At 72.2% G+C, this 22,560-nt stretch carries 20 protein-coding genes; 10 read left to right on the forward strand and 10 right to left on the reverse strand.

Going from position 1 to position 22,560, the window contains the following annotated elements; genetic code table 11:
* Window positions 1-40 precede the first annotated feature (40 nt).
* The gene (locus tag A4E84_RS10995; protein ID WP_079128934.1) at window positions 41-838 is read right to left on the reverse strand and encodes a metallophosphoesterase family protein; all 798 of its coding nucleotides are present in this window, start codon (window positions 836-838) and stop codon (window positions 41-43) included.
* Between the two features lie 297 nt (window positions 839-1,135).
* On the opposite strand from A4E84_RS10995, the gene A4E84_RS11000 reads away from it, so the two are divergent.
* Window positions 1,136-2,932 carry an AMP-dependent synthetase/ligase gene (locus tag A4E84_RS11000; RefSeq protein WP_062926384.1) on the forward strand — a complete coding sequence of 599 codons (1,797 nt, stop codon included), beginning with the start codon at window positions 1,136-1,138 and terminating at the stop codon, window positions 2,930-2,932.
* A 16-nt stretch (window positions 2,933-2,948) separates the two neighbouring features.
* Here A4E84_RS11000 and A4E84_RS11005 read toward each other — a convergent pair whose 3' ends face one another.
* Entirely contained in the window at window positions 2,949-4,586 is a 1,638-nt protein-coding gene (locus A4E84_RS11005) for a GMC oxidoreductase (protein ID WP_470661496.1), read from the reverse strand.
* A 115-nt stretch (window positions 4,587-4,701) separates the two neighbouring features.
* Window positions 4,702-5,844 (reverse strand): glycosyltransferase family 4 protein, encoded by a 1,143-nt coding sequence (locus tag A4E84_RS11010; protein WP_062926386.1) that lies wholly within the window; start codon window positions 5,842-5,844, stop codon window positions 4,702-4,704.
* 117 nt (window positions 5,845-5,961) lie between these two features.
* Here A4E84_RS11010 and A4E84_RS11015 point away from each other — a divergent pair, with 117 nt between their 5' ends.
* On the forward strand, window positions 5,962-7,197 hold the full coding sequence (locus tag A4E84_RS11015; RefSeq protein ID WP_062926387.1) for a glycosyltransferase family 87 protein: 1,236 nt from the start codon (window positions 5,962-5,964) through the stop codon (window positions 7,195-7,197).
* Here the strand turns inward: A4E84_RS11015 and A4E84_RS11020 are convergent.
* Complete coding sequence (locus A4E84_RS11020; protein WP_062926388.1) at window positions 7,158-8,480, reverse strand: MATE family efflux transporter; 1,323 nt, start codon at window positions 8,478-8,480, stop codon at window positions 7,158-7,160. The two genes, A4E84_RS11015 and A4E84_RS11020, sit on opposite strands and share 40 nt — an antisense overlap.
* A 149-nt stretch (window positions 8,481-8,629) precedes the next feature.
* Here A4E84_RS11020 and A4E84_RS11025 point away from each other — a divergent pair, with 149 nt between their 5' ends.
* A complete protein-coding gene (locus A4E84_RS11025; protein ID WP_062926389.1) occupies window positions 8,630-9,160 on the forward strand; it encodes a PadR family transcriptional regulator in 531 nt (176 codons plus the stop codon).
* Window positions 9,161-9,326: 166 nt separating this feature from the next.
* Here the strand turns inward: A4E84_RS11025 and A4E84_RS11030 are convergent, their stop codons facing one another.
* The 5 genes from A4E84_RS11030 to A4E84_RS11050 form a co-directional block, all read right to left on the reverse strand.
* On the reverse strand, window positions 9,327-10,511 hold the full coding sequence (locus A4E84_RS11030) for a hypothetical protein (protein WP_062926390.1): 1,185 nt from the start codon (window positions 10,509-10,511) through the stop codon (window positions 9,327-9,329).
* 33 nt (window positions 10,512-10,544) lie between these two features.
* A complete protein-coding gene (locus A4E84_RS11035) occupies window positions 10,545-11,558 on the reverse strand; it encodes a C40 family peptidase (protein ID WP_062926391.1) in 1,014 nt (337 codons plus the stop codon).
* A gap of 232 nt (window positions 11,559-11,790) precedes the next feature.
* Window positions 11,791-12,831, reverse strand: coding sequence for a C40 family peptidase (locus tag A4E84_RS11040; RefSeq protein WP_062926392.1), 1,041 nt, complete (start codon window positions 12,829-12,831; stop codon window positions 11,791-11,793).
* 247 nt (window positions 12,832-13,078) lie between these two features.
* Window positions 13,079-14,428 (reverse strand): NYN domain-containing protein, encoded by a 1,350-nt coding sequence (locus A4E84_RS11045; protein ID WP_062926393.1) that lies wholly within the window; start codon window positions 14,426-14,428, stop codon window positions 13,079-13,081.
* 37 nt (window positions 14,429-14,465) lie between these two features.
* Window positions 14,466-14,705, reverse strand: a complete 240-nt coding sequence (locus A4E84_RS11050; protein ID WP_033312729.1) for a hypothetical protein — start codon at window positions 14,703-14,705, stop codon at window positions 14,466-14,468.
* A 159-nt stretch (window positions 14,706-14,864) separates the two neighbouring features.
* Here A4E84_RS11050 and A4E84_RS11055 point away from each other — a divergent pair, with 159 nt between their 5' ends.
* The 7 genes from A4E84_RS11055 (at window position 14,865) to A4E84_RS11085 (ending at window position 21,199) form a co-directional block, all read left to right on the forward strand.
* Window positions 14,865-15,617: a rhomboid family intramembrane serine protease gene (locus A4E84_RS11055; protein ID WP_062931397.1), complete on the forward strand. Its 753-nt coding sequence runs from the start codon at window positions 14,865-14,867 to the stop codon at window positions 15,615-15,617.
* On the forward strand, window positions 15,614-15,895 hold the full coding sequence (locus A4E84_RS11060) for an Lrp/AsnC family transcriptional regulator (protein ID WP_031106128.1): 282 nt from the start codon (window positions 15,614-15,616) through the stop codon (window positions 15,893-15,895). The genes A4E84_RS11055 and A4E84_RS11060 overlap by 4 nt, the downstream gene beginning before the upstream one ends.
* 90 nt (window positions 15,896-15,985) lie before the next feature.
* On the forward strand, window positions 15,986-16,318 hold the full coding sequence (locus A4E84_RS11065) for a hypothetical protein (RefSeq protein ID WP_062926394.1): 333 nt from the start codon (window positions 15,986-15,988) through the stop codon (window positions 16,316-16,318).
* A complete protein-coding gene (locus A4E84_RS11070; RefSeq protein WP_079128935.1) occupies window positions 16,242-17,759 on the forward strand; it encodes a sensor histidine kinase in 1,518 nt (505 codons plus the stop codon). Before A4E84_RS11065 ends, A4E84_RS11070 begins: the two co-directional genes overlap by 77 nt.
* Window positions 17,756-18,415: a response regulator transcription factor gene (locus tag A4E84_RS11075; RefSeq protein WP_062926395.1), complete on the forward strand. Its 660-nt coding sequence runs from the start codon at window positions 17,756-17,758 to the stop codon at window positions 18,413-18,415. The genes A4E84_RS11070 and A4E84_RS11075 overlap by 4 nt, the downstream gene beginning before the upstream one ends.
* Window positions 18,416-18,579: 164 nt before the next feature.
* On the forward strand, window positions 18,580-19,995 hold the full coding sequence (locus A4E84_RS11080) for an SLC13 family permease (RefSeq protein WP_062931399.1): 1,416 nt from the start codon (window positions 18,580-18,582) through the stop codon (window positions 19,993-19,995).
* Between the two features lie 10 nt (window positions 19,996-20,005).
* Window positions 20,006-21,199, forward strand: a complete 1,194-nt coding sequence (locus tag A4E84_RS11085; RefSeq protein ID WP_062926396.1) for a glycerate kinase — start codon at window positions 20,006-20,008, stop codon at window positions 21,197-21,199.
* Here A4E84_RS11085 and A4E84_RS11090 read toward each other — a convergent pair.
* The gene (locus A4E84_RS11090) at window positions 21,154-22,536 is read right to left on the reverse strand and encodes an aminotransferase class V-fold PLP-dependent enzyme (protein WP_062926397.1); all 1,383 of its coding nucleotides are present in this window, start codon (window positions 22,534-22,536) and stop codon (window positions 21,154-21,156) included. The genes A4E84_RS11085 and A4E84_RS11090 overlap by 46 nt on opposite strands.
* Window positions 22,537-22,560 lie beyond the last annotated feature (24 nt).

Below are 22,560 nucleotides of genomic sequence, written 5' to 3' on the forward strand. Positions count from 1 at the left end.
GCGCACGGGGCCCGCGGATCTCACCCGACCTGGGCCGTCCTCACCACTCCAGCGCCCACGGGGTCCCGGTCGACGCGAAGTGCCCCACGTTCACGCACTCCGTCGCCCCGATCCGCATCCTTTTCACCAGCGGCTGATGGACGTGTCCGAAGAGGGAGTAGCGGGGCCGGGTGCGGCGGATGGCGTCCAGCAGGGCCCGGCTGCCGCGCTCGAAGCGGCGGGCGACGGTGTCGTAGACCAGCTCGGGGACCTCGGGCGGGATGTGCGTGCAGAGCACGTCGACCTCGCCGATCGCCTCGATCTTCGCCGCGTACTCCTCGTCGCTGATCTCGTACGGCGTCCGCATCGGTGTGCGCAGGCCGCCGCCGACGAAGCCGAAGACCCGGCCGCCGATCTCGACGCGCTCGCCGTCGAGGACGGTCGTGCCGGGGCCCGCGTACTCCCGCCACAGGGCCGGCATGTCGACGTTGCCGTAGGTGGCGTACGTAGGGGAGGGGAACGCGGCGAACAGTTCGGCGTACTGCTTGCGCACCGCCTTCTCGATCACCGTGGCGCGGTTCTCCTGAAGGCCGGCCCACAGCTCGGCCCCGAGCACCCGGGCCTCCTCGAAGCGGCGGGCGGTGCGCAGCGCGACGAGGCGGTCGGCGTTCTCGACGCCGAAGAGGTCGGGGAAGATGCCGCGCGAGTGGTCGGCGTAGTCGAGGAAGAGGACGAGGTCGCCCAGGCATACCAGGGCGTCGGCGCCCTCGCCGGCCCTGGCCAGGTCGCGGGCGTTGCCGTGCACGTCACTGACCACGTGGACGCGCGTCCGCTGCTTTCCGGCTGGTGTGGGTGCCATGACGATCAAGCGTAGGTCGAGCGCCGCCCTTGTGAACAGTGGCGGCCCTACCTGCGGTTACTGGCCAGTCAGTTAGGCCGTGGACTACTGTGCGCGAAGGAATACCCAACTGTGTGACGCAGCGAACATCTCGACGGGACCCCCTGTCGTAGAAGCCATACCGGCGGGTAACGTCCGGGCAGTCCAGTCGTGCTCTGCATTTCAACAAGTGAATGCGCGAGCACCTCCCCGAGCCTTGGACCGCACCGTCGCAGCACACACCGTCGTGGCGCCGGCGCCCTATGAGGAGCAGCAGTCTTGCGCGAGTTCAGCCTTCCGGCTTTGTACGAGGTCCCTGCGGACGGAAATCTGACCGACATCGTCCGCAGAAACGCCTCGCAGCACCCGGACGTCGCCGTCATCGCCCGCAAGATCGGCGGCAGCTGGCAGGACGTCACCGCCACCGCCTTCCTCGCCGAGGTGCACACGGCGGCGAAGGGGCTGATCGCCGCCGGGGTCCAGCCGGGCGACCGGGTGGGCCTGATGTCCCGCACCCGTTACGAGTGGACGCTGCTGGACTTCGCGATCTGGAGCGCGGGCGCGGTGACCGTGCCGGTGTACGAGACCAGTTCGCCGGAGCAGGTGCAGTGGATCCTCGGCGACTCGGGCGCGACCGCCTGCGTCGTGGAGTCGCAGGCCCACTCGGCCGCGATCGAGTCGGTGCGCGAAAAGCTGCCGGCGCTCAAGCACGTGTGGCAGATCGACGGCGGCGGCATCGACGAGCTGGGCCGGCTCGGCCAGGACGTCACCGACGAGACGGTCGAGGAGCGCGGCTCGTTCGCCAAGGCCGACGACCCGGCGACGATCGTCTACACCTCCGGCACCACCGGCCGCCCCAAGGGCTGTGTGCTCACCCACCGCAGCTTCTTCGCGGAGTGCGGCAACATCGTGGAGCGACTGCGTCCGCTGTTCCGCACCGGCGAGTGCTCGGTGCTGCTCTTCCTGCCGCTCGCGCACGTCTTCGGCCGGCTGGTGCAGATCGCCCCGATGATGGCGCCGATCAAGCTGGGCACGGTCCCGGACATCAAGGACCTCACCGACGAGCTGGCCGCGTTCCGACCGACGCTGATCCTCGGCGTGCCGCGCGTCTTCGAGAAGGTCTACAACTCGGCGCGCGCCAAGGCCCAGGCCGACGGCAAGGGCAAGATCTTCGACAAGGCCGCCGACACCGCGATCGCCTACAGCAAGGCACTGGACACCCCCTCGGGCCCGTCGTTCGGCCTGAAGATCAAGCACAAGACGTTCGACAAGCTCGTCTACAGCAAGATCCGGGCGGTCCTCGGCGGCCGGGGCGAGTACGCGATCTCCGGCGGCGCCCCGCTCGGTGAGCGCCTCGGGCACTTCTTCCGCGGCATCGGCTTCACGGTCCTGGAGGGCTACGGCCTGACCGAGTCCTGTGCGGCCACCGCCTTCAACCCGTGGGACCGGCAGAAGATCGGCACGGTCGGGCAGCCGCTGCCCGGCTCGGTGGTGCGGATCGCCGACGACGGCGAGGTGCTGCTGCACGGCGAGCATCTGTTCAAGGAGTACTGGAACAACCCGGGCGCGACCGCCGAGGCGCTGGCCGACGGCTGGTTCCACACCGGTGACATCGGGACCCTCGACGAGGACGGCTACCTTCGGATCACCGGCCGCAAGAAGGAGATCATCGTCACCGCGGGCGGCAAGAACGTCGCCCCGGCCGTGATCGAGGACCGCATCCGGGCGCACGCGCTGGTCGCGGAGTGCATGGTGGTGGGCGACGGGCGGCCGTTCGTGGGCGCGCTCATCACCATCGACGAGGAGTTCCTGGGCCGTTGGTGCTCCGACCACGGCAAGCCGGCCGGTTCCACCGCGGCGTCGCTGAGCGAGGACCCGGATCTGCTGGCCGCGATCCAGGCGGCGATCGACGACGGCAACGCCGCGGTGTCGAAGGCGGAATCGGTGCGGAAGTTCCGCATTCTGTCCTCCCAGTTCACGGAGGATTCGGGCCACCTGACGCCCTCGCTGAAGCTGAAGCGGAACGTGGTGGCGAAGGACTACGCGCACGAGGTCGAGGCGATCTACGCGAAGTGACCCACGGCCGGGTCGGCTATGGCGCGGTGTCCTCGGCGAGGACCCGCGCCATCGTGCGTTCGGCGAGCGCGGTGATGGTCACGAAGGGATTGACCCCGAGCGACCCGGGCACGAGCGAGCCGTCGGTGACGTACAGCCGGGAGTATCCCTTGACCCGCCCGTAGTCGTCCGTCGCCCGGCCCAGCACGCAGCCGCCCAGCGGGTGGTAGGTGAAGTCGTCGGCGAAGACCTTGCTCTTCGAGCCGAACAGGTCGTACCGGTAGATCGTCGCGTTGGCCGCGTTGATCCGGTCGAAGAGCCTCCTGGCCATGGCGACGGAGACCGCGGAGTGGGCGGCCGTCCAGCCTAGCCGGAGCCGGTCCGAGCCGGTGTCGTAGGAGAAGGAGGCCCGTTCCGGGTTCCTGGTGATCGCCAGGTAGAGGCTCACCCAGTGCTCCAGACCCGTCGGCAGCGGGGCGATCTCGGCGAAGACCGGGTTGGCGGTGTTCGCCCAGTCGTCGATGCCCATGACCGGCATGGTCGACTGGTTCGCGCCGACCGTGTCCCACAGGTGGTTGGCCCGGCCGAGCATCACGTTGCCGTTGGTGCCCCAGCCGGCCCCGACACTGGCGTCGAGCGCTGGCAGGGTGCCCGTCTCCCGGGCGCGCAGCAGCAGTTCGGTGGTGCCGAGGCTGCCGCCGCCGAGGAAGAGGTACGTGCAGCCGTACTCCTTGGTCTCGACGACGCGGCCGGTCTCGTCGATGCGGTCGGCGGTCAGGACGTAGGTGCCGTCCGGCGCGCGGCTGATCGCGCGCACTCTCTCCAGGGTGTGGACGGTGACCTTGCCGGTGCCGAGCGCGCCGGCGAGGTACGTTTTGTCGAGGCTGCGCTTGCCGTGGTTGTTGCCGTAGATGACCTCGCCGCCGAGCGCCGACTTCGGGGCGGTGCCGGCCGCCTCGCGCCGCATGTGGCCGAAGTCGTAGACGCTGGGCACGAAGGTGGTCCGCAGGCCGGTCTTCTCGGCGTGCTTGCGGGAGACGCGGGTGAAGCGGTACCACTCCGTCGACTCGAACCAGGCCGGGTCGACGGTGTTCACCCCGAGGGCGGCCCGGGCGCGCGGGAAGAACGTGCCGTACATCTCGCCGGCGTCGACGGTCGGGAACTGTTCGGTGAAGTACGGCCGGGGCGGGGTGACCGCCATGCTGCCGTTGACCAGGGAGCCGCCGCCGACGCCCCGGCCGACGTACACGGACATGTGCTCGAAGTGCACGCGGTCCAGGACGCCCGGATAGCGGCCGATGTCCCGGTTGACGACGTCCAGCCAGAGGAAGGTGCCGAGGGGGGCCTCGGTGCGGTCGCGGAACCACATGGAGCGGTGGTCGGGTGCGCTGGTGGTGCAGAAGACCTTGCCGTCGGGGCCGTCGGTGTTCCAGAGGCGGCCCATCTCCAGGACGATCGTGCGGATGCCGGCCTGGCCGAGACGGAGAGCGGCCACGGCGCCGCCGTAGCCGGAGCCGACGACGATCGCCGGGGCGTTGTCGACTGCGTCGGGCTGGGCGGCTCGGGCGCTTTGGAGGCCGATGCGGGTGAACCCGAGGGCGGCTGCCGTTTGCAGGGCTGCCATGCCGAGGATTTGACGTCTTGTCAGGTGACGATGCGTCAGGTTTGATGTCATGGGCGCAGCATCGGCGGTATTCGGGGTTCCGCCTAGTGGGGTGCCGCGTATTCGTCGTGGGCGGGTGCGGGTTCGCTGGGGCCGGTCGCGCAGTTCCCCGCGCCCCTGAGGGCACCTACAGCAAGTCCCTCAGTTGCTCCGCCAGCAGGTCCCAGCGCCACTTCTCCTCGACCCACTCCCTGCCCCGCTCCCCCATCCTGCGGCGCAGCTCGGCGTCGCCGAGGAGGACGGTGATGCGGTCGGCCGTCTCCTCCGGGTCTCCGCCCCTCACCACCCAGCCCGTCTCGCCGTCCAGGACCGCGTCCGGGGCGCCGCCCGAGTCGCCGGCCACGACCGGGAGGCCCGTCGCGGAGGCCTCCAGGTAGACGATGCCGAGGCCCTCGACGTCCAGGCCGCCGCGACGGGTGCGGCAGGGCATCGCGAAGACGTCGCCGGCGCCGTAGTGGGCGGCCAGCTCGGACCAGGGCACGGCGCCGGTGAAGCGTACGGCGGAGGCGACGCCGGTCTCGTGCGCGAGCCGTCGCAGGTCCTGCTCGTAGGGGCCGCCGCCGACGATCAGCAGGACGGTGTCGGGCTCGGCCGCCAGGATGCGCGGCAAGGCCCGGATCAGCGTGTCCTGACCCTTGCGGCGGACGAGCCGGGAGACGCAGACCACGACCGGGCGGTCCGTCAGGCCCAGCCGCGCCCGCACCTCCTCGCCGCCCGAACCGGGGTGGAAGGTCTTCTCGTCGACCCCGGGCGGCAGCTGCGCCATCCGTGCGGCCGCCTCGGGCGTCAGGGCGGAGGCGATGCGTGAGCGGGTGTACTCGCCGAGGTAGGTGATCGTGTCGGTGGAGTCCCCGATCCTCCGCAGCAGCTGCCGGGCGGCGGGCAGCTGCGCCCAGCCGGCCTCGTGGCCGTGCGTGGTGGCGACCAGCCGCTCGGCGCCCGCGCTTCGCAGGGCCGGTGCCATCAGGCCGAGCGGGGCCGCCGCCCCGAACCACACCGAGGTGCAGCCGTGCTCCCGCAGCAGACCGACGGCCCGCCGGGTGGCAGCCGGCGTGGGCAGCAGCATGGTCGTACGGTCCCGTACGACGGTGAAGGGCTGCTCGGCGTCGAACGCGCGGGTCGCCTCGATGCCCTCCCGGCTCCGCTTCCAGGTCGAGGCGTGGACGACCAGCCGCTGCGGGTCCAGCCGCAGCGCCATGTTGTGCAGGAACGCCTGGATGCCCCCGGGCCGCGGCGGGAAGTCGTTGGTCACGATCAGGGTCTTGCGCACGCCGCCGACCCTACCCAACGGCCCTCGCCGCCGTACGCGCCGGCAGGTATGGCACGCTCACAGCTGACGGGCCCATCACGGCCCCATCAACACGGCGCACGAACGGGCAGGGATCACGTGAAGACGACGGGCACGAGGCGGTCCCTGGCATGGCTGCCGGTGGTCTGGTGTCTCACGAGGCTGTTGCTGCTGCTGTTCGTCCTGAAGGTGTACGTCTTCCCGGGCCCGGACGTCACGAGCGACGTGCACGTGATCTACCGGGGCTGGTACGAGGTCCTCAGCACCGGAACGTTCCCGCTGCGCGACGTCACCTGGCAGTACCCGCCCGCCGCCGCACTCGCGATCCTCTCCCCCGGCCTGCTGCCCTTCCTGGACTACGGGACCGCGTTCTTCGTGCTGGTCTGCGTCACCGACCTGGCCGTGCTGGCCCTGATGACGTACGCCGGACGCCGCCCGGGCCGTTCGCTGCGCGGCTCCTGGGTGTGGGTGATCGGCGTACCGCTGCTCGGCCCGACGGTCTACGCCCGCTACGACGTGATGGTCACGGCGGTGGCGATGGCCGCGCTGCTCGCGGGCTCCCGGCACCCGAAGGCGCTGGGGGCCCTGGCCGCGTTCGGCGCCCTGCTGAAGGTCTGGCCGGCGATGCTGCTGCTGGCCGCCCGGCGCCGCAGCGCCTTGGTGTCGGCCCTGGTGACGGGCATCGTGGTGACGGGGGCGTTCGCAGTGGCCATGCCGGGTGCGTTCGCCTTCCTGACCTTCCAGCGCGACCGGGGCACCGAGGTGGAGTCGCTGGGCGCGCTGGTCTTCCATGTCGCCCGGCACTTCGGCTGGCAGGGCGAGGTGAAGCTGAACTACGGCTCGATCGAGTTCCTCGGGCCGTACGTGAGCGAGGTGAGCACGGGCGCCCTGTTCCTGACCGGGGCGGCCTTCGGCTGGCTGGTGCTGTGGCGGCTGCTGGCCCGGCGCTTCGAGGAGCACACACTCGCCGACGCGGCCTTCGTGGCGGTGCTGATGTTCACCACCACCAGCCGGGTGATCAGCCCGCAGTACTTGGTGTGGCTGGTCGGGCTGGCGGCGGTGTGCCTGTACTTCCCCGGGAGCCGGATGCGGCTGCCGGTCGTCCTGGTGCTGGTGGCGTGCTTCGTGACGGTGCTGGAGTTCCCGTTCTACTTCGCCAACGTCGTCGCCAGCGACGGCCTCGGCCTCACCCTGCTGTTCCTGCGCAACGGCCTCCTGGTGGCCGCCGCGCTGCTCGGTGCCCGTGCCCTGTGGCGTGCGGCGGTGCCGCGTACCCTCCCCGCTCCCGTGCCCGCTCAGCCCGTCCGCACCGACGAGACCCCCGTCTCCTCCTGAGCCGGGTCCCGCCGGAACAGCAGCCCCGCCGACGCACCCTGCACGGCCGCCGCGAGCGCCATCGCGAGACACACTCCGGGCAGCCCGAGCCCCGTGAGGGCGTATGCCAGTCCCAGCTGGACGGCCGTCCCGATCACGGTCACCCGCAGCAGCACCGGGGCCCGCCCACTGCCCTCGAAGACCCCGCCGAGCGCGATGAGACAGCCCAGCAGCACCAGGTAGGGCCCGACGCAGCGCAGGAACAGCACGCCCTCGCCCGCGACCTGGGGCCCGGCGCCGAAGGTGGCCATGATCCAGGGGGCGGTGACGGCCAGGAGCACGGCCGCGGCGAGTCCGACGGTGCCGGAGAGGAGCACGGCCTGCCGCCCGATCTCCCGCCGGGCGTCCTGGCCGGCGCCCCGCGTGTGCGCGGTGTGGATGGAGGCGGCCTGCCGGACGGCGTAGAAGGCCATGGTCGCCACGTACATGACCTTGTAGGCGATCGCGTAGGCCGCCACCGCCGTCACCCCGAGCCGCGCCACGATCGCGACCAGGACCAGGGCGCCGGTCTGGCGCACGGTGAAGTCGGCGGACATGGGCAGGCCGGTCCGCAGCGTGCGCCGCAGGGAGACGTCCAGGGACTCGCCCGGTTCGGCCCGGCGGGCCGTGCGCAGGAGGGTGGAGCGCCGCAGCGCGACGAGTCCGATTCCGAGCGCCGCACACCGGGACAGCACCGTCGCGGCGGCGGCGCCCCGGACGCCGTAGAGGTGGATGAAGAGCGGGTCGAGGGCCAGGATCAGGCCGCCTGCCAGCAGGGCGAGGCGCATCGGGGTGCGGGTGTCGCCGGTGCCCTTGAGGATGCCGTCGACGAGCTGCTGGGCGAAGAAGACGGCCAGGCCCGGCATGGAGAGCGTGAAGTAGGCGACGGCGAGCGGGAGGGCGGCGCTGTCGGCCCCGCCCAGCACCAGCCGGGCGAGCGGTTCGCGCCCCAGCAGGCCGCAGGCCACCACCACCGGTGTCACCAGCGCCCACAGCGCCCATCCGCCGCGCACCGCGGCCCGTACGGCGGCGGCGTCGCGGGCACCCCGGGCGTGGGCGACCAGGACGGTCGTGCCGGAGCCGAAGACCAGGGCGATACCGAGCAGCACGTTCTCCGTGGTGGTCGCCACGGCGACGGCGGCCACGGCCGGTCCGCCCAGCCGGGCGACCCAGACGGTGTTGATGATCCCGGCGGCGACGGAGGCGAGGAGCGAGAAGTAGACGGGCCGGGCGAGCAGCATGAGCTGTTCGCGGTGGGCGTTCACGGTGACGGTCCCCCTGAGTCCTGATGAACCGCGATGCGGCAATACCTCGTCCGCGCCGACGCGATCCGAGCGCATCTATTCGATGTAGCTCGGATCGAGGTATCTCGGTAAGAGGTAGCATGCGTTCTGACCCGCCCGCAAGGAGGACCATGCTGGAGCTGTCGATCCTGGGCTTCCTGGCCGAGGAGCCTCTGCACGGCTACGAGTTGAAGGACCGCATCACAGCGCTGACCGGGCATGTCCGTCCGGTCAGCGACGGCGCGCTCTACCCGGCGATCACCCGGCTGACCGCGAAGGGCCTGCTCGACCAGCGCACCGAGCCGGGCGCGAGCGCGGCCCCGCGCCGGATCCTCGCCCTCACCGCCGAGGGCCGGGAGGAGCTGCTGGCACGTCTGCGCGACCCGAAGCAGACGGAGATCACCGACCACGTCCGCTTCAACACGGTCCTCGCCTTCCTGCGCCACCTGGCCGACCGGCACGAGCAGGCCGCGGTGCTGCGCCGCCGGCTGGACTTCCTTCAGACGCCGACGAGCTTCTTCTACGACTCCGGCAAGCCGGTCCGCGCCGAGGAGGCGGACGACCTGTTCCGCCAGGGCATGCTGCGCGTGGCCCGGGCGACGGGCGAGGCCGAACGGGCCTGGCTGCGGGAGGCCATCGAGCTGCTCGACCGGCCGGAGTGAGGCCGCGGACGGTCCGGGTCCAGCGTCACCCGGTGGCCGGCGGACACGAAGACCGGCTTGACGCCGTCCCGGGAGCGCAGTCCGGCGATCCAGGCGAGCCCGGCCAGCACGGCGAGGATCAGCCCTTACCGCCGCGGCCCCGCCCACGGCGACCGGCACCTCCGGGTCAGCCCAGCTGATCCCGCAGATAGGCCCGCCACTGCTCCGTGAAGGCCTCGGGCGTGGTCCCCAGCACCTTCCGCATCGCGTCCTCCACCGCCCCGGGCCGCTCCCGGTGCTCCCCGACGGCCCGGTAGAAGTCTCGCAGCCGGGCCTCGCCCCAGTGGTCGGCGATCAGCCGGCACGCCGTCCAGCCGCTCTCGTAGGAGCGGGCCAGGCGGCTCGCGTCGCCGGTGAAGCCGAAGTCCTCGTCGTCCGGGAGCGCGCTGGGGGCCCGGCCCGCACCGACCGCCCGGGACAGTTCGGGCGCGGCCTCGGCGGGGGTGCGGCCGGTGTCGCGGTAGCCGACCCAGTCGGCGTACCCCTCGGACAGCCACAAGGGCGTGGCGGCCGTGGTGCGGGCGCGGGTGGCGACATGGGTGGTCTCGTGGGTGACGACGACCTGCTCGCCGAGACCGCCGAGGAGCGCGAACGCGTCCGGGTTGACGACGATCCGGTCCGCCGACGCCCGGTCCCGCGCACCCGTCTCGCCGGTGGTGACCGCCGCGATCCCGCGGTAGGAGGAGGCGGGCGAGCCGAGCAGCCCCGCCATCCCCTCCAGCGACCTCGGTACGAGCACGACGACCCGCCGGCTCCATTGCGTGCCCCAGGCGTCCGACACGGCGGGCACGGCACGGTCGGCCAGGTCCGCGAAGTCCCGCAGCGCCCGGCCGGACTGCCCGACGCCGAGCACGAGGCTGTACCGGCCCCGGACGAGGTGCACCGCCCCCTGGTCCCAGAGCTGCTGCGCGGACTTCTTCGCGGGCCGGTCGGTGTCGACGGACCACTTCCCGTCCGCGCCCCGGCTCAGCCGCAGGGTGCGCCCGGAGGTCACCGGCGCCCGGTCGTATCCGGCGACGCGGTAGCGCAGTTCGGCGTCGGCGGTGGCCGTGTCGCCGGTGCGGCGCAGTCCGGTCACCCGGTACGACCAGGCGGCCACGGGCACCGCGCGCAGTCTGGCGAAATCCGTCCCCCTGCCCGTCCGTTCGTAGGCCCGCTCGTCGCGGTCGAGGACGGCTGCGGCCCGCCGGTCCAGAAGCCGCTGGACGTCGGCGGTGGCACGGTCGGCCGCAGGCCGCCCGCCGCACCCGGTCAGGGCGACGAGCAGCACGACGAGCGCCACGAGCACGGACCCCGACCTTCGACCAGCCACGTTCCCGATCGTACGGGCGCCGGGCCGCCCCGGTCAGACCCTGGTGACCGACGAGACGGGCATCATCCCGACCGGGTCGTAGCGCACGGGCGCGCCGGGGTAGGGCGCGTGGATGACCTGGCCGTTGCCCATGTACATCCCGACGTGGCTGGCGTCGCCCCGGTAGACGACCAGGTCACCGGGACGCGCCTCGGACAGCGGGATCTGCCGGCCGGCGTACCGCTGGGCCTGCGAGGTGCGCGGCAGGGAGACCCCGGCCTGCGCGTACGACCACTGCATCAGGCCCGAACAGTCGAAGCCGGAAGGTCCGTTGGCGCCCCAGACGTAGGGCTTGCCGAGCGCGCTGCGGGCGGCGGCGACGGCGGCCGACCCGCGTCCCGAGGCGGCGGTGGCGCTGCCGATGCCGGGCAGGTCGCCGCGGCCGGAGCGGGAGGACCGGCCGTAGGCGTCGCGCTCGGACTCCGGCAGGGAGTTGAGCAGCCGCCGGGCCGTGGCGAGCTTCCGCTCGACGGCCTTCTTGTGCGCGGCGACGGCCTTGCGGCTCCGGTCCAGTTCGCGGAGCTTCCCGGCGGCCTCCTCGCGGTCCTGGGCGAGTTCGCGCATGGCGTGCCGGAGTTCCCTCAGCTCACCGGCCTGGTGGGCGGTGAGGCGGTCGAGCCGGGACGCGTGGTCGAGGTAGTCGTCCGGGTCGTCGGAGAACAGCAGGGCGAGGGACGGGTCGATGCCGCCCTCGCGGTACTGGGCGCCGGCCAGCGAACCGAGGGAGTCGCGCAGGGTGTTGACGCGCTGCTGCCCGCGGGCGATGCGGTCCCGGGCGATGCCGACCTCGTCGCGCAGTTCGTCGGCGCGTTCGTCGGCCGCGTTGTACGCCTCGGTCGCCTTCTCGGCCTGCTCGTAGAGCCGGTCCACCGTGGCCCGGGTGTCGTCGTACGGTGTGGCGGCGGCCGGTACCACGGCCACGGCGGCGGCCGCGACGGACAGGAAGCCGACCGCGGCACCGGCGCCCCGGTCGAACCCGGACGGTGCAAGGCGGCGATGAGACCCCACGGGAAGCCGCTCTCCTTCCGCTGGCGGACTTGGAACGCGGCAGACAGTAGCCCCGCGACAGGGGGCCGCCAACGACCATCCGTGGGTATCCAGCGCGGCGCCCCGCCGCTGACGCAGGTCAATGGCGGGGCGAGGGCTCACTCGGGCTGTCGTGATTCGCCCGAACGGCGGACACGGTGTCCTGATCTTGAGGACGTAGGGAGCCGCCGGGGGGCGGCGACGGGGGCCGGGATCAGACCCGGACGCCGAACATGAACGGGCCGCCGATGGTGTTCATCGACTCGTAGCGGACGACCGTGCCGGTGCGCGGGGCGTGGATGATCTGCCCGTTGCCGGCGTAGAGGCCCACGTGGTGCAGGTCGTTGAAGAAGAAGACCAAGTCGCCGACCTTGAGCTGGCTGACCGAGTAGATCTTGGTGCCGGCCCCGGTCTGTGCCTCGGAGGTGCGCGGGATCTGGACGCCGGCCGCGGCGTACGCCCGGGAGGTGAGGCCGGAGCAGTCGTAGGAGCTCATGCCGGTGGCGCCGTAGACGTAGGGCTTGCCGAGCTGGCTCTGGGCGAAGGCGAAGGCGGCGGCGGCGCGGCCCGAGCCGGGCGGGACGTCGGCGGTGAGGGCGTCGCGCTCGGCGGTCCGGCTGGCGCGGTTCTGCTCGGCGGTCAGTTCGGCCTTCTGGGCCGCGGTGAGGCTGTTGAGCAGCTTCTGCGCGGAGGAGAGCTTGCCCTGGACTTCCTTCTTCTTCTTGCCGAGTTCGGTCCGGGTGGAGGCGAGGTCCTTGAGCTTCTCGGAGGCCTCGGCGCGCTCCTGGGCGAGTTCGCGCTGCTTCTCCTGGACCTTCTTCAGCGCCTCGACCTGCTGGCTGCTCAGCTGGTCGAGGGTGGAGGCCTTGTCCAGGTAGTCCTCCGGGTTCGCGGAGAGGAACAGCTGGACGGAGGGGTCGATGGAGCCGGTGCGGTACTGCGAGGCGGCGGCGAGGCCCAGGCTGTCGCGGAGCTCGTTGAGCTCCTCCTGGCCGCGGGCCACGTTGTCCTGGATGGTGGAGATCTCCTTCTGGAGCTTCTCCTGCTTCTCCTTGGCCCCGTTGTACTTCTCGGTGGCCTGCTCCGCCTCTTCGTAGAGCTTGTCGACCTTGGCCTTGACCTCGTCCTTGCTCGGCTTCTCGCTGGGGGCGGCGTTGGCGGCCTGCGAGCTGAAGGCGACGGCAGCGGCGGCGGCGGTGGTCAGCACGGTCACACGTGCGCGGCTCGGCTGCTTGGGACGACGGTGGGACGCCACGGGTGAAAAGCTCCTTCTCAGCCCCTCCGCCGTCTCTCCCGATGAGTGATCACCCGAGCGGAGGTTTCGGCCCGACCCTAGTGACCTTCCTGTGATCAGTTCAAATCCTCAGATGAAAAATCGCGTCACGGTAGGCCAACTTTTCCTCAGGACTCACGGGCGGTGAGCCTCATTTGACGCACCGTGGCCCACAGGTCACATCAATTCAGGCATCAAGCCCGGACGTTACGTATGGGGCGTACGTCTCCTAGGACCGCGAAAGGCGCTTGAGGAGCATCGCCGAGGCCACCGGGCGGGCACCGGCGCGGGCGACGCCGTCGGCGACCTCGCGGTCGGTGGAGGCCACGATGACCGGGCGGCCCGGGGGTTCGGCACGCACCAGCTGGCGGATCAGCTCGTCGGCGGTGACGCCCGGCTTCGAGAAGAGCACCCGGACGCCGCGCGGCGGCGCGAGCAGCACCGGCGCGGCGAGTTCTGCGCCGTCGAAGACGCAGGTCACCTCGGCGCCGCTCTGCGCGGCCAGTTGGGAGAGCTGCCCGAGCAGCCTGAGGCGCTGCTTCTCCAGCGGCATCTGCGGATAGCCGGTCTTGGTGACGTTGTAGCCGTCGACGACGAGATGGGCCTGCGGCAGCGCCAGCAGCTGGTCGAGGACCTGCGGGTCGTGCTCGGACAGGGCGCGGGCGGCGATGTCCTTCGGGGACATCCGGCCCGGCTCGACGGCGTCGACGGTCTCGGCGGGGCGCACCGACACCGGGGGCAGGGCCAGTTCGCGGCGGAGCCCCTGGGTGGCGTCCAGCAGAGTGTCCAGCAGCAGCCGGACCCGCATGTCCTCGACGCTGCGGCCCTCGCGGGCGGCCCGGCGCGCGGCCTCCAGGGCGGCCTCGGTCTCGCCCAGCCGGGACTTGAGCCGCCGGGTCTCGCTCTCGGCGGCGGAGACCTGGGCGTGCCCCTCGGCGCGGACGGCCTCGATCTCGCCCTGCGCCTTGCGCAGGGCGGCCTCACCACGCTTGACGTCGCTGAGGGCGGCGCGCAGCTTGCGGTGCAGCGACTCGGTTTCCTTCTTGGCCGATTCCAGTTCCGTGCGCAGCCGCTCGGTCTCGGCCCGGGTATGGTCGCGGGCCCGGTCCAGTTCGGCGCGCAGCCGCTCCAGCTCGGCCCGGCCCTCCTCGTCGGCGCGCTCGGCGTCGACCCGCTGGGCCTCCTCGCCGGCGGCGGTCACCTGCTTCACCCAGCCGGCGGGCCGCAGTACGTAGGCCGCGGCCGCCACGTCGAGCGGGTCCGCGGCCGGGGGCGGGGAGCCTGAGTCCAGGGCACCGGTCAGTTCCGGCTGGGCCTCTCTGAGCTTCTCCCCGATGCGCTGCCGGAACAGCGGATCGGTCTCCAGCGCGGCCGCCATCGCGTTGCCGGCGAACTTCGCCCGGCGGTTCGGTGCGAACCGGGCGTACTGCCGGAGCTGCGCGGGCAGCTCACCGACCGTCAGCGCGCCGAAGCCGTCGGAGACGATCTGCACCACCCTGCGGCGCACGCCGTCGGGCAGCGGACGGTCGAGCACCTCGGCGGCGCCGTCGTCCGGCCCCCCGCCCGTGGTCTCCACCATCCTTCACACCCCAATGTCTGAGCGGGGCCCGCTCCCGTCAGGAGCCGGCGCCCGGCCTGTCCACGAGTTCCACCTGGTCCACCGCGTTGCACCAGCGACAGCGCACCGACTCGATGGTCTCACTGAGCACCTCACGCTCCTCGACCTTCGGCTCTCCGGCCAGGTCGAGGTGAACGTATTCGACGACCTTCGCCGAGCGGGTCACGTCGAACCTCGTGAGGTTGCCGCAGAGGGTGCAGCGCCACCGCGTCTCAGCGGTCGGCAGGGGAACCGTCATCGTGACCTGTTCTCTTTCCTTCTAGTGTCCGCGACGCGACCGGCATCCCCGGTGCGTGTGGCTCGTAACCCTACGGCCTGGCGGGTACCCGCCGCCCGCGCGTCCACGGCGGCGAGGCGGTCTGGGTGGTTGCGTCCGGTTACGTCATGCTCTGTGTTCATGATCCGCAAGTGGAGTGCGTCGCTCGTCCGGGCCGGCAGGGCGGCCCGGGGATCGTCGGCGCCGGTGACATACTCACTGATCGCCCTGTGCTGCCTGGCCTTCCTGGCCGGGCCCGCCTCGGGCCTGAATCCGGCGTACGCCACGGGCGACGAACTGCTCGCCGTGCAGCGGGCCTACTTCCGGCGCTGGGGCGTGATTCCCGCAGAACTGTTCGAAGGGTCCGCGGGTTCGGCCCTCACCCCCGCCACCGCGCTGTTCGTCCACGGCAGCTGGGTGCACCTGCTCGGCAACATGCTCTTCCTCTACGTCTTCGGGGCGATGACCGAGGAGCGGATGGGCCGACTGCAGTTCACCCTGTTCTACGTCGGCTGCGGCTACCTGGCCCTGCTGGGTTACGCCGTCGCCAACGCGGACTCCGAGCAGTCCCTGGTCGGTGCATCGGGGGCGATCTCCGCGGTCCTCGGTGCGTTCCTGTACCTGTTCCCCCGTGCCCGGGTGACCAGTCTCCTGCCGTTCCTCTTCTTCCTGCCGGTGCGCTTCCCGGCGTGGGTGGTGCTGCCGTTCTGGGCGGCACTGCAGTGGCTGGCGGCGGGGCGGGCCTCGGACGGGCCGGGGGTGGCCTATCTCGCCCACCTGATCGGGTTCGGTCTGGGCTTCGGCTATGCGTCGGTCCGCTACGGCCGTCCCACCAGCCCTACTAGAGTGAAGGCCGCCCCTGCTCCGGCCCCCGAGGGAGAGAACCAGCCGTGATCACCGCGATCGTCCTCATCAAGACCAGCGTGGACCGGATCCCCGAGATCGCCGAGTCGATCGCGGCGCTGGACAGCGTCAGCGAGGTCTTCTCCGTCACGGGCACCTACGACCTGATCGCGATGGTCCGGGTCAAGGAGCACGAGGACCTGGCCGAGGTCATCCCGGGCCGGATCAGCAAGATCCCCGGGGTGGAGGGGACCGACACGCACGTGGCGTTCCGCACGTACTCCCAGCACGACCTGGAGGCGGCGTTCGCGATCGGGCTGGACAACTAGCAGGCGTGTCCCGCCCGCCGGGTCCCGGATGAGGAGTTCTTCATCCGGGCTTCATCCCGCTCCCCGGATTCCGTCCGCAGGATCGGGCCCATGGTTTTCTCTCGCCGGATGGCGGCCCTGTCCGCCGTCGTGCTGATCCCGCTGGGCATCGCCGCGACCAGCTACGCACTCGCGGACAGCCCCGAGTCGCCCAGGGTGCCCTCCCAGCAGGTCGAGCTGGACCACGGCTCGCCCACGCCCACCTCCACCCTCCGGCCCCCCTCCCAGAAGGCCACACCGCCCGGCGTCACACCGGGTGACGAGGTCGTCTCACGGCCTCCGGTGACCGACAGCTCAGCGGGTGACGATGACGACGACGACCACGGCCAGGGCACCTCGGACGACGGACCGGGCGACGACGACGGCCCCGGCTCCGACGGCTGACACCGGCCGCCGGCGGGTCTCCGCCCGGGTCCGGATCCTGCTGTGGCTGCTGCTCGTGATGGCTCTCGCGCTCGCCTCGGTGGCCATGACCACCCGCTCGTTCCTGCTGCGGGATGTCGACCACCGCATCAACCGCCTGCTCACCCAGGAGACCGGCGAGTTCGCGAACTTCGAGGAGCGCGGCGGGGACCCGCGGACCGGCCGCCCGTTCACCGACGCGGACCGGCTGCTGACGGTGTTCCTGGAGCGGCAGTACCCCGACGCGGACGAGGAGCTGATCGGCCTGGTCGGCCGGACGGGCGCCGGCCCGCGGCAGATCCGCCAGCCGCACGACCTGCCCGTCGCCCTGCCCCTGCACGAGGACCCCGGGGCCCGGGCCCGCATCTTCGGCTCGCCCGACTCCTCCGGCGTGCTCGACCGGCCGCAGGGCGAGATCCGGTGGGCGAAGGTCACCGTGGCCCAGCCGGGCCGGGCGCCGGACGCCGCGTTCGTCGTGGCGTTCCACCCGGAGCGCGAGCAGGCCCGGGTCAACAGCGTGTTCCGCACGCTGCTCGTCATCTCCGGAGTGGCCCTGCTGCTGACCGTCGGCATCGCCTGGGCGGTCGCCGGACGGATCCTCAAACCGGTGCGGGTGGTGCGCGCCGCGGCGGCGCAGCTGACCGAGCAGGATCTCACCCGCCGGATCCCGGTGCACGGCCACGACGACATAGCGGCGCTCGCCGAGACGTTCAACGGCATGCTCGACCGGCTGGAGCGGGCCTTCGCCGCACAGCGGGAGTTCGTCGACGACGCCGGCCACGAACTGCGCACCCCCATCACCATCGTGCGCGGGCACCTGGAGGTCATGGGCGACGACCCGGCCGAACGTGAGGAGACCGTCCGGCTGGTCACCGACGAGCTGGACCGGATGAGCCGCATCGTCGAGGACCTGCTGCTGCTCGCCAAGGCCGAACGCCCCGACTTCGTCTCCCCCGAGCCGTTCCAGGTCGCCGAACTCACCGCCGACGTCTACGTCAAGGCCCGCACCCTGGGCGAACGCGACTGGCGGCTCGACGGGGTCGCCGACCTGGAGGCCGAACTGGATCCGCAGCGGATCACCCAGGCCATGGTGCAGCTCGCGCAGAACGCCGTGCAGCACACCACGCCCGGGCAGACCATCCGCATCGGCTCCCGCACCGACGGCCCGGACCTGGAGCTGTACGTGGCCGACTCGGGGCCCGGTGTGCAGCCGCAGGACGCCGAGGTGATCTTCGAACGCTTCCGGCGCGGCACGGCCCGCCGGGGTGCCCGGGGCTCCGGCGCCGGACTCGGGCTGTCCATCGTCAAGGCGATCGCCGAGGGGCACCGGGGCCGGGTCCGGCTGCACGGCACACCCGGGGGCGGCGCCACCTTCGCCCTCGTCCTGAACGCACCCCGGGCACCGGAAGGGGACCCCACGTGAACCGCATCCTCATCGTCGAGGACGAGGAGCGCATCGCCTCCTTCGTGGAGAAGGGCCTGCGCTCCAACGGCTTCACCACGACCGTCGTCACCGACGGCGACGCGGGCTACGAGTACGCCCTGACCGGCGGTTTCGACCTCGTCGTCCTGGACATCGGGCTGCCCGGCCGGGACGGCTTCACGATCCTGCGGGAGCTGCGCGAGGCCCGGGTGTCGGTGCCGGTGATCGTGCTGACCGCGCGGGACTCCGTACGGGACACGGTGGCCGGCCTGGAGGGCGGCGCCGACGACTGGATGACCAAGCCGTTCCGGTTCGAGGAGCTGCTCGCCCGGGTGCGGCTGCGACTGCGGACGGCTGCGCGGGCGCCGGAGGTGACGGTGCTCAGGTCGGGCTCCCTGAGCCTCGATCTGCGGACGCGGCGTGCCCGCTCCGGGGAGCGGACAGTCGACCTGACGGCTCGTGAGTTCGTGCTGCTGGAACTCTTCCTGCGGCATCCCGGGCAGGTGCTCTCCCGGGAGCAGATCCTGTCCCACGTGTGGGGCTACGACTTCGATCCGGGGTCCAACATCGTGGACGTGTACGTGCGGACGCTGCGGAAGAAGCTGGGGGCGGAGCGGGTGGAGACGGTGCGGGGGATGGGGTATCGGCTGCCGTAGTGCCGCTTGGGCGCCGTTGCCGGGTGCGGGTTGTCTGTGGCTTGGCGCGCCCACGCGGCGGAGCCGCACATCGATACAGCCCCGCGCCCCTGAGGTACCGCATCTGAAAGTTCCTTCATGTGGACCTCATCGACGACTCACCGCCAGGCAAAATCCTCGATGGTGTGACGCTGAACCTCCGAACCACCACCACCTTGTGTGTCGCCCTGTCCCTATGCGCGCTCCTGGCCGTCTCCACGAACTTCCCGGGCCTCGGTGGTGACGCCCGGGTAACGCTCGTCGTGTTCGTCCTCGCGACCTGCGCCTGGATCGGGACGTCGATCGACGACACGTACATCGCGCTCGGCGCCGGGCTCGCGCTCACGGTGACCGGGGTGATCAGCAGCGACACCCTGTTCGGCACACTCGGTGACGCCACGGTGTGGCTGCTGATCTGCGCGTTCGTACTGGCGGCCGCGGTGAGCCGGACCGGGCTCGCGGGACGGGCGGCGGTGTTCCTGGTGAGCGGGGCGCGTACCGTCCGGCAGCTGGTGCACCTGACGACGGCCGCCCTGGTCGTCACGGCGTTCGCGGTGCCCGCCACCTCCGGCCGGGCCGCGCTCGCGCTGCCGGTGTTCCTCGCCCTCGCCAAGGTCCTGGCCGACCGGAAGCGACTGGTCGTGATGCTTGCCCTGCTGTTTCCGACCGTGATCCTTCTGTCGGCGGTGGCGACGCTGATCGGCGCGGGTGCGCATCTGATCACCGTGTCGGTGTTGTGGGAGACCACCGGACAGCACATCGGCTTCACGCAGTGGCTGCTGCTGGGCCTGCCGCTGGCCATTGCCTCCTCGCACCTGGCCGCGGAGCTGGTGCTGCTGACGACGACCCGGCGCGCGGACCGCACCGGCCCCGTCCACATCACCCCCGAGCAGATCCAGCGGCACAGCGAGCAGCCGGTCACCGGCCCCTGGAGCCAGGCCGAGAAGCGCTGCGTCCTGCTGCTGGCCACCGTGATCGCCCTGTGGTGCAGTGAGCCTCTGCACCACGTGCCGCCGGCCCTGGTCGCGCTGATCGGCGCGGTCGTCGCCGCCTCGCCCGCCCTGGGCACCGTGCGCCTGAAGGACGCGCTGAAGACCGTCCCCTGGCCGCTGCTGCTGTTCATGGCCGCGACGATGGCAATGGGGGTCGCGCTCGCCGACTCGGGAGCGGCGAAGTGGCTGGTCTCCGGGCTGCCGGCCGGCGCGTCCCCGATGGTGTTCCTGACGATCGTGATCACCGTCAGCACGGCGGCGCACCTGGTTCTGCAGTCCCGCTCGGCCCGCTCGTCGGTGCTGGTGCCGCTGGTCGTGGCGGCCGCCGCCGGCGTCGGGGTCAACCCGGTCGCCGCCGCCCTCGCCTCGACCGCCGCCGCGGGCTTCTGCCACACCCTGCCCGCCTCGGCCAAGCCGGTCACGCTCTTCGCACAGATCCCCGGCACCCCGACCTACACCCCGCGCGACCTGCTGCGGCTGTCCGTCGTCCTGGCACCGCTGACCGCCGTGCTCGTCCTGTTCTTCGCCGTCGCGGTGTGGCCGCTGCTCGGCGTGTCCGTCACCCGTTGAGGAGCCTTCCGTGCTGAACCGTGTCGTCGTAGCCCCCAGCGGCTTCAAGGAGTCCCTGTCGGCCGAGGCCGCCGCCGACGCCATCGCGGCCGGCGTACGCCGGGTCCTGCCCGGCGCCGACATCGACCTCGTCCCCCTGGTGGACGGCGGCGAGGGCACGGCTCTCGCCCTGGCCGCCGCGACCGGGGGCCGGATCGTCACCACGGCCGCGACCGGCCCGGTCGGGCAGACCATCGCCGCGCACTTCGCCCTCCTCGGCGGCGGGGACACCGCCGTGGTGGAGATGGCGGCGGTCGCGGGCCTCTCCCTCGTCCCGCACGGCCTGCGCGACCCGGGCGCCACGACCACGTACGGCGTCGGCGAGCTGATCCGCTCCGCCCTGGACACGGGCGTCCGGCGGATCCTCGTCGGCTGCGGCGACTCGGGCACCTCGGACGGGGGCGCGGGCGCCCTCCAGGCACTCGGGGCGCGGCTGCTGGACGCCGAGGGGCGCGAACTCCCCCACGGGGGCCGGGAGCTGACGCGCCTGCACCGCATCGACCTCATCGGCCTGGACCCCCGGCTCACGGAGGTGGAGCTGCTCGTCGCCTGCAACCCGTACAACGTGCTGTGCGGCGAGCGGGGCGTGGCCCGGGTCTTCGGTCCGCAGAAGGGCGCGACGCCCGCGCAGGTGGAGGAGCTGTCGGCGGCCCTGGAGAACTGGGCGTTCGTGCTCACCCGTGATGCCGCCGTGCCGGACGGCGACCTGCGCTCCGGGCCCGGTACGGGAGCCTCCGGCGGCCTGGGAGCGGGTCTGGCCGCCCTGGGCGCCCGGCTGCTCCCCCGCTTCGACGTGCTGCTGGACCACCTCGACCTGGACGCCCGGCTGGCCCGCGCCGACCTGGTCGTCACCGCCGAGGGTGCCCTGGACCTCCAGACGCCGCGCGGCAAGGTCCCCGCCGAGGTGGCCCGCCGCGCCAAGCTCTACGGCCGGCCCGTCCTGGCCCTGGCCGGCACGCTCGGCGAGGGCGCGGGCGAGGTGCCGGGCGTGGACGCCTGCCACGGCATCCTGCCCGCCCCGATGGAGTTGGCCGAGGCCCTGCTGCGCGCGAGCGAACTCCTCACGGACGCCACCGAACGCGCCCTGAAGATGATCGTCCTGGGCACCCGGCTGCCGGTTCAGGCGGAGGTGTCCGGCACGCAGCGCCCGTCCTCGGTGCGGTAGTTCCACTTCGCCCCGTCCGTCACGAGCTCCTTCACCGCCCGGACGAACCGCTCCACGTGCTCGTCCGGCGTGCCCGCGCCGAAGCTGACCCGGATGGCGTTGAGCGACTTCTCCCCGGGCGCCGCCTCCGGCGACCCGCACTCGCCCTGCGCCTGCGGGTCGCTGCCGAGCAGCGTGCGCACCAGCGGGTGGGCGCAGAACAGCCCGTCCCGTACGCCGATGCCGTACTCGGCGGACAGGGCGGCGGCGAAGTGCGAGCTGTTCCAGCCCTCGACGACGAAGGAGAGCACGCCGACGCGCGGCGCGTCGTCCCCGAACAGGGACAGGAACCGCACCTGCGGGACGTCGGCGAGCCCCTCCCGCACGGCGCGGACCAGGTGCTGCTCACGGGCGACGAGGGTGTCGAAGCCGGCCTCGGTCAACGCCTTGCAGGCCGAGGCGACGGCGTAGGCGCCGATGACGTTGGGCGACCCGGCCTCGTGACGGGCGGCGCTGTCGTGCCACTCCACCTCCACTCCCCCGTCCTGGCGCCGGCTGACCTTGCGGCTGGCGCCGCCGCCCGCGAGGTACGGCTCGGCCGCGCGCAGCCAGTCGGCCCGCCCGGCCAGGACGCCCGAGCCGAAGGGCGCGTACAGCTTGTGCCCGGAGAAGGCGACCCAGTCGACGTCGAGGTCCGCGACGGACACCGGGTGGTGCGGGGCCAGTTGGGCGGCGTCCAGCACGATCCGCGCACCGTGGGTGTGCGCGGCCGCCGCGAGTTCCCGTACGGGCCACAGCTCGCCGGTGACGTTCGAGGCGCCGGTGACGCACACCAGGGCCGGCCCGTGGCCCCCCTCGATCGACACAGTGCGGTCGGCGAGGGCACGTTCCAGGGTCTCGACGGCCTCGCGGGGGGTACGCGGGGCGTCGAGGCAGGTGACGCGAGCGTTGCGCCAGGGCAGCAGGGCGGCGTGGTGCTCGGTCTCGAAGACGAAGACCTGGCAGTCGGCGGGGAGGGCGGCGGCGAGGAGGTTGAGGGAGTCGGTGGTCGAGCGCGTGAACACGACCTGGTCGCCCTCGCGGCAGCCGAGGAACTCGGCGACGGTCCGGCGGGCGTTCTCGAACAGGTCGGTGGAGAGCTGGGAGAGGTACCCGGCACCGCGGTGGACACTGCCGTAGTACGGCGCGTAGGCGGCGACGTCGTCCCAGACCCGCTGGAGGGCCGGGGCGCTGGCGGCGTAGTCGAGCGCGGCGTAGGTGACCTCGCCGCCGGTCACGAGCGGCACGGTGACATCCCGTCCCAGAACGGGCAACGGTGCACAAACAGACGGGGCGGAGGCAAGGGTGGGGACGGACATGGCGGAACTCCCGTGAGAAGCATG

It is taken from the genome of Streptomyces qaidamensis, assembly GCF_001611795.1.
In the GTDB taxonomy this organism is placed as follows: Bacteria; Actinomycetota; Actinomycetes; order Streptomycetales; family Streptomycetaceae; genus Streptomyces; species Streptomyces qaidamensis.

Bases quoted from the DNA above. Each gene is read 5' to 3' on its own strand.
- A4E84_RS11065 (WP_062926394.1), top strand. From the start codon at position 15,986: ATGGTTTTCTCTCGCCGGATGGCGGCCCTGTCCGCCGTCGTGCTGATC.
- A4E84_RS11050 (WP_033312729.1), bottom strand. From the start codon at position 14,705: ATGACGGTTCCCCTGCCGACCGCTGAGACGCGGTGGCGCTGCACCCTC.
- A4E84_RS10995 (WP_079128934.1), bottom strand. From the start codon at position 838: ATGGCACCCACACCAGCCGGAAAGCAGCGGACGCGCGTCCACGTGGTC.
- A4E84_RS11045 (WP_062926393.1), bottom strand. From the start codon at position 14,428: ATGGTGGAGACCACGGGCGGGGGGCCGGACGACGGCGCCGCCGAGGTG.
- A4E84_RS11005 (WP_470661496.1), bottom strand. From the start codon at position 4,586: ATGACATCAAACCTGACGCATCGTCACCTGACAAGACGTCAAATCCTC.
- A4E84_RS11025 (WP_062926389.1), top strand. From the start codon at position 8,630: ATGCTGGAGCTGTCGATCCTGGGCTTCCTGGCCGAGGAGCCTCTGCAC.
- A4E84_RS11090 (WP_062926397.1), bottom strand. From the start codon at position 22,536: ATGTCCGTCCCCACCCTTGCCTCCGCCCCGTCTGTTTGTGCACCGTTG.
- A4E84_RS11055 (WP_062931397.1), top strand. From the start codon at position 14,865: ATGATCCGCAAGTGGAGTGCGTCGCTCGTCCGGGCCGGCAGGGCGGCC.
- A4E84_RS11070 (WP_079128935.1), top strand. From the start codon at position 16,242: ATGACGACGACGACCACGGCCAGGGCACCTCGGACGACGGACCGGGCG.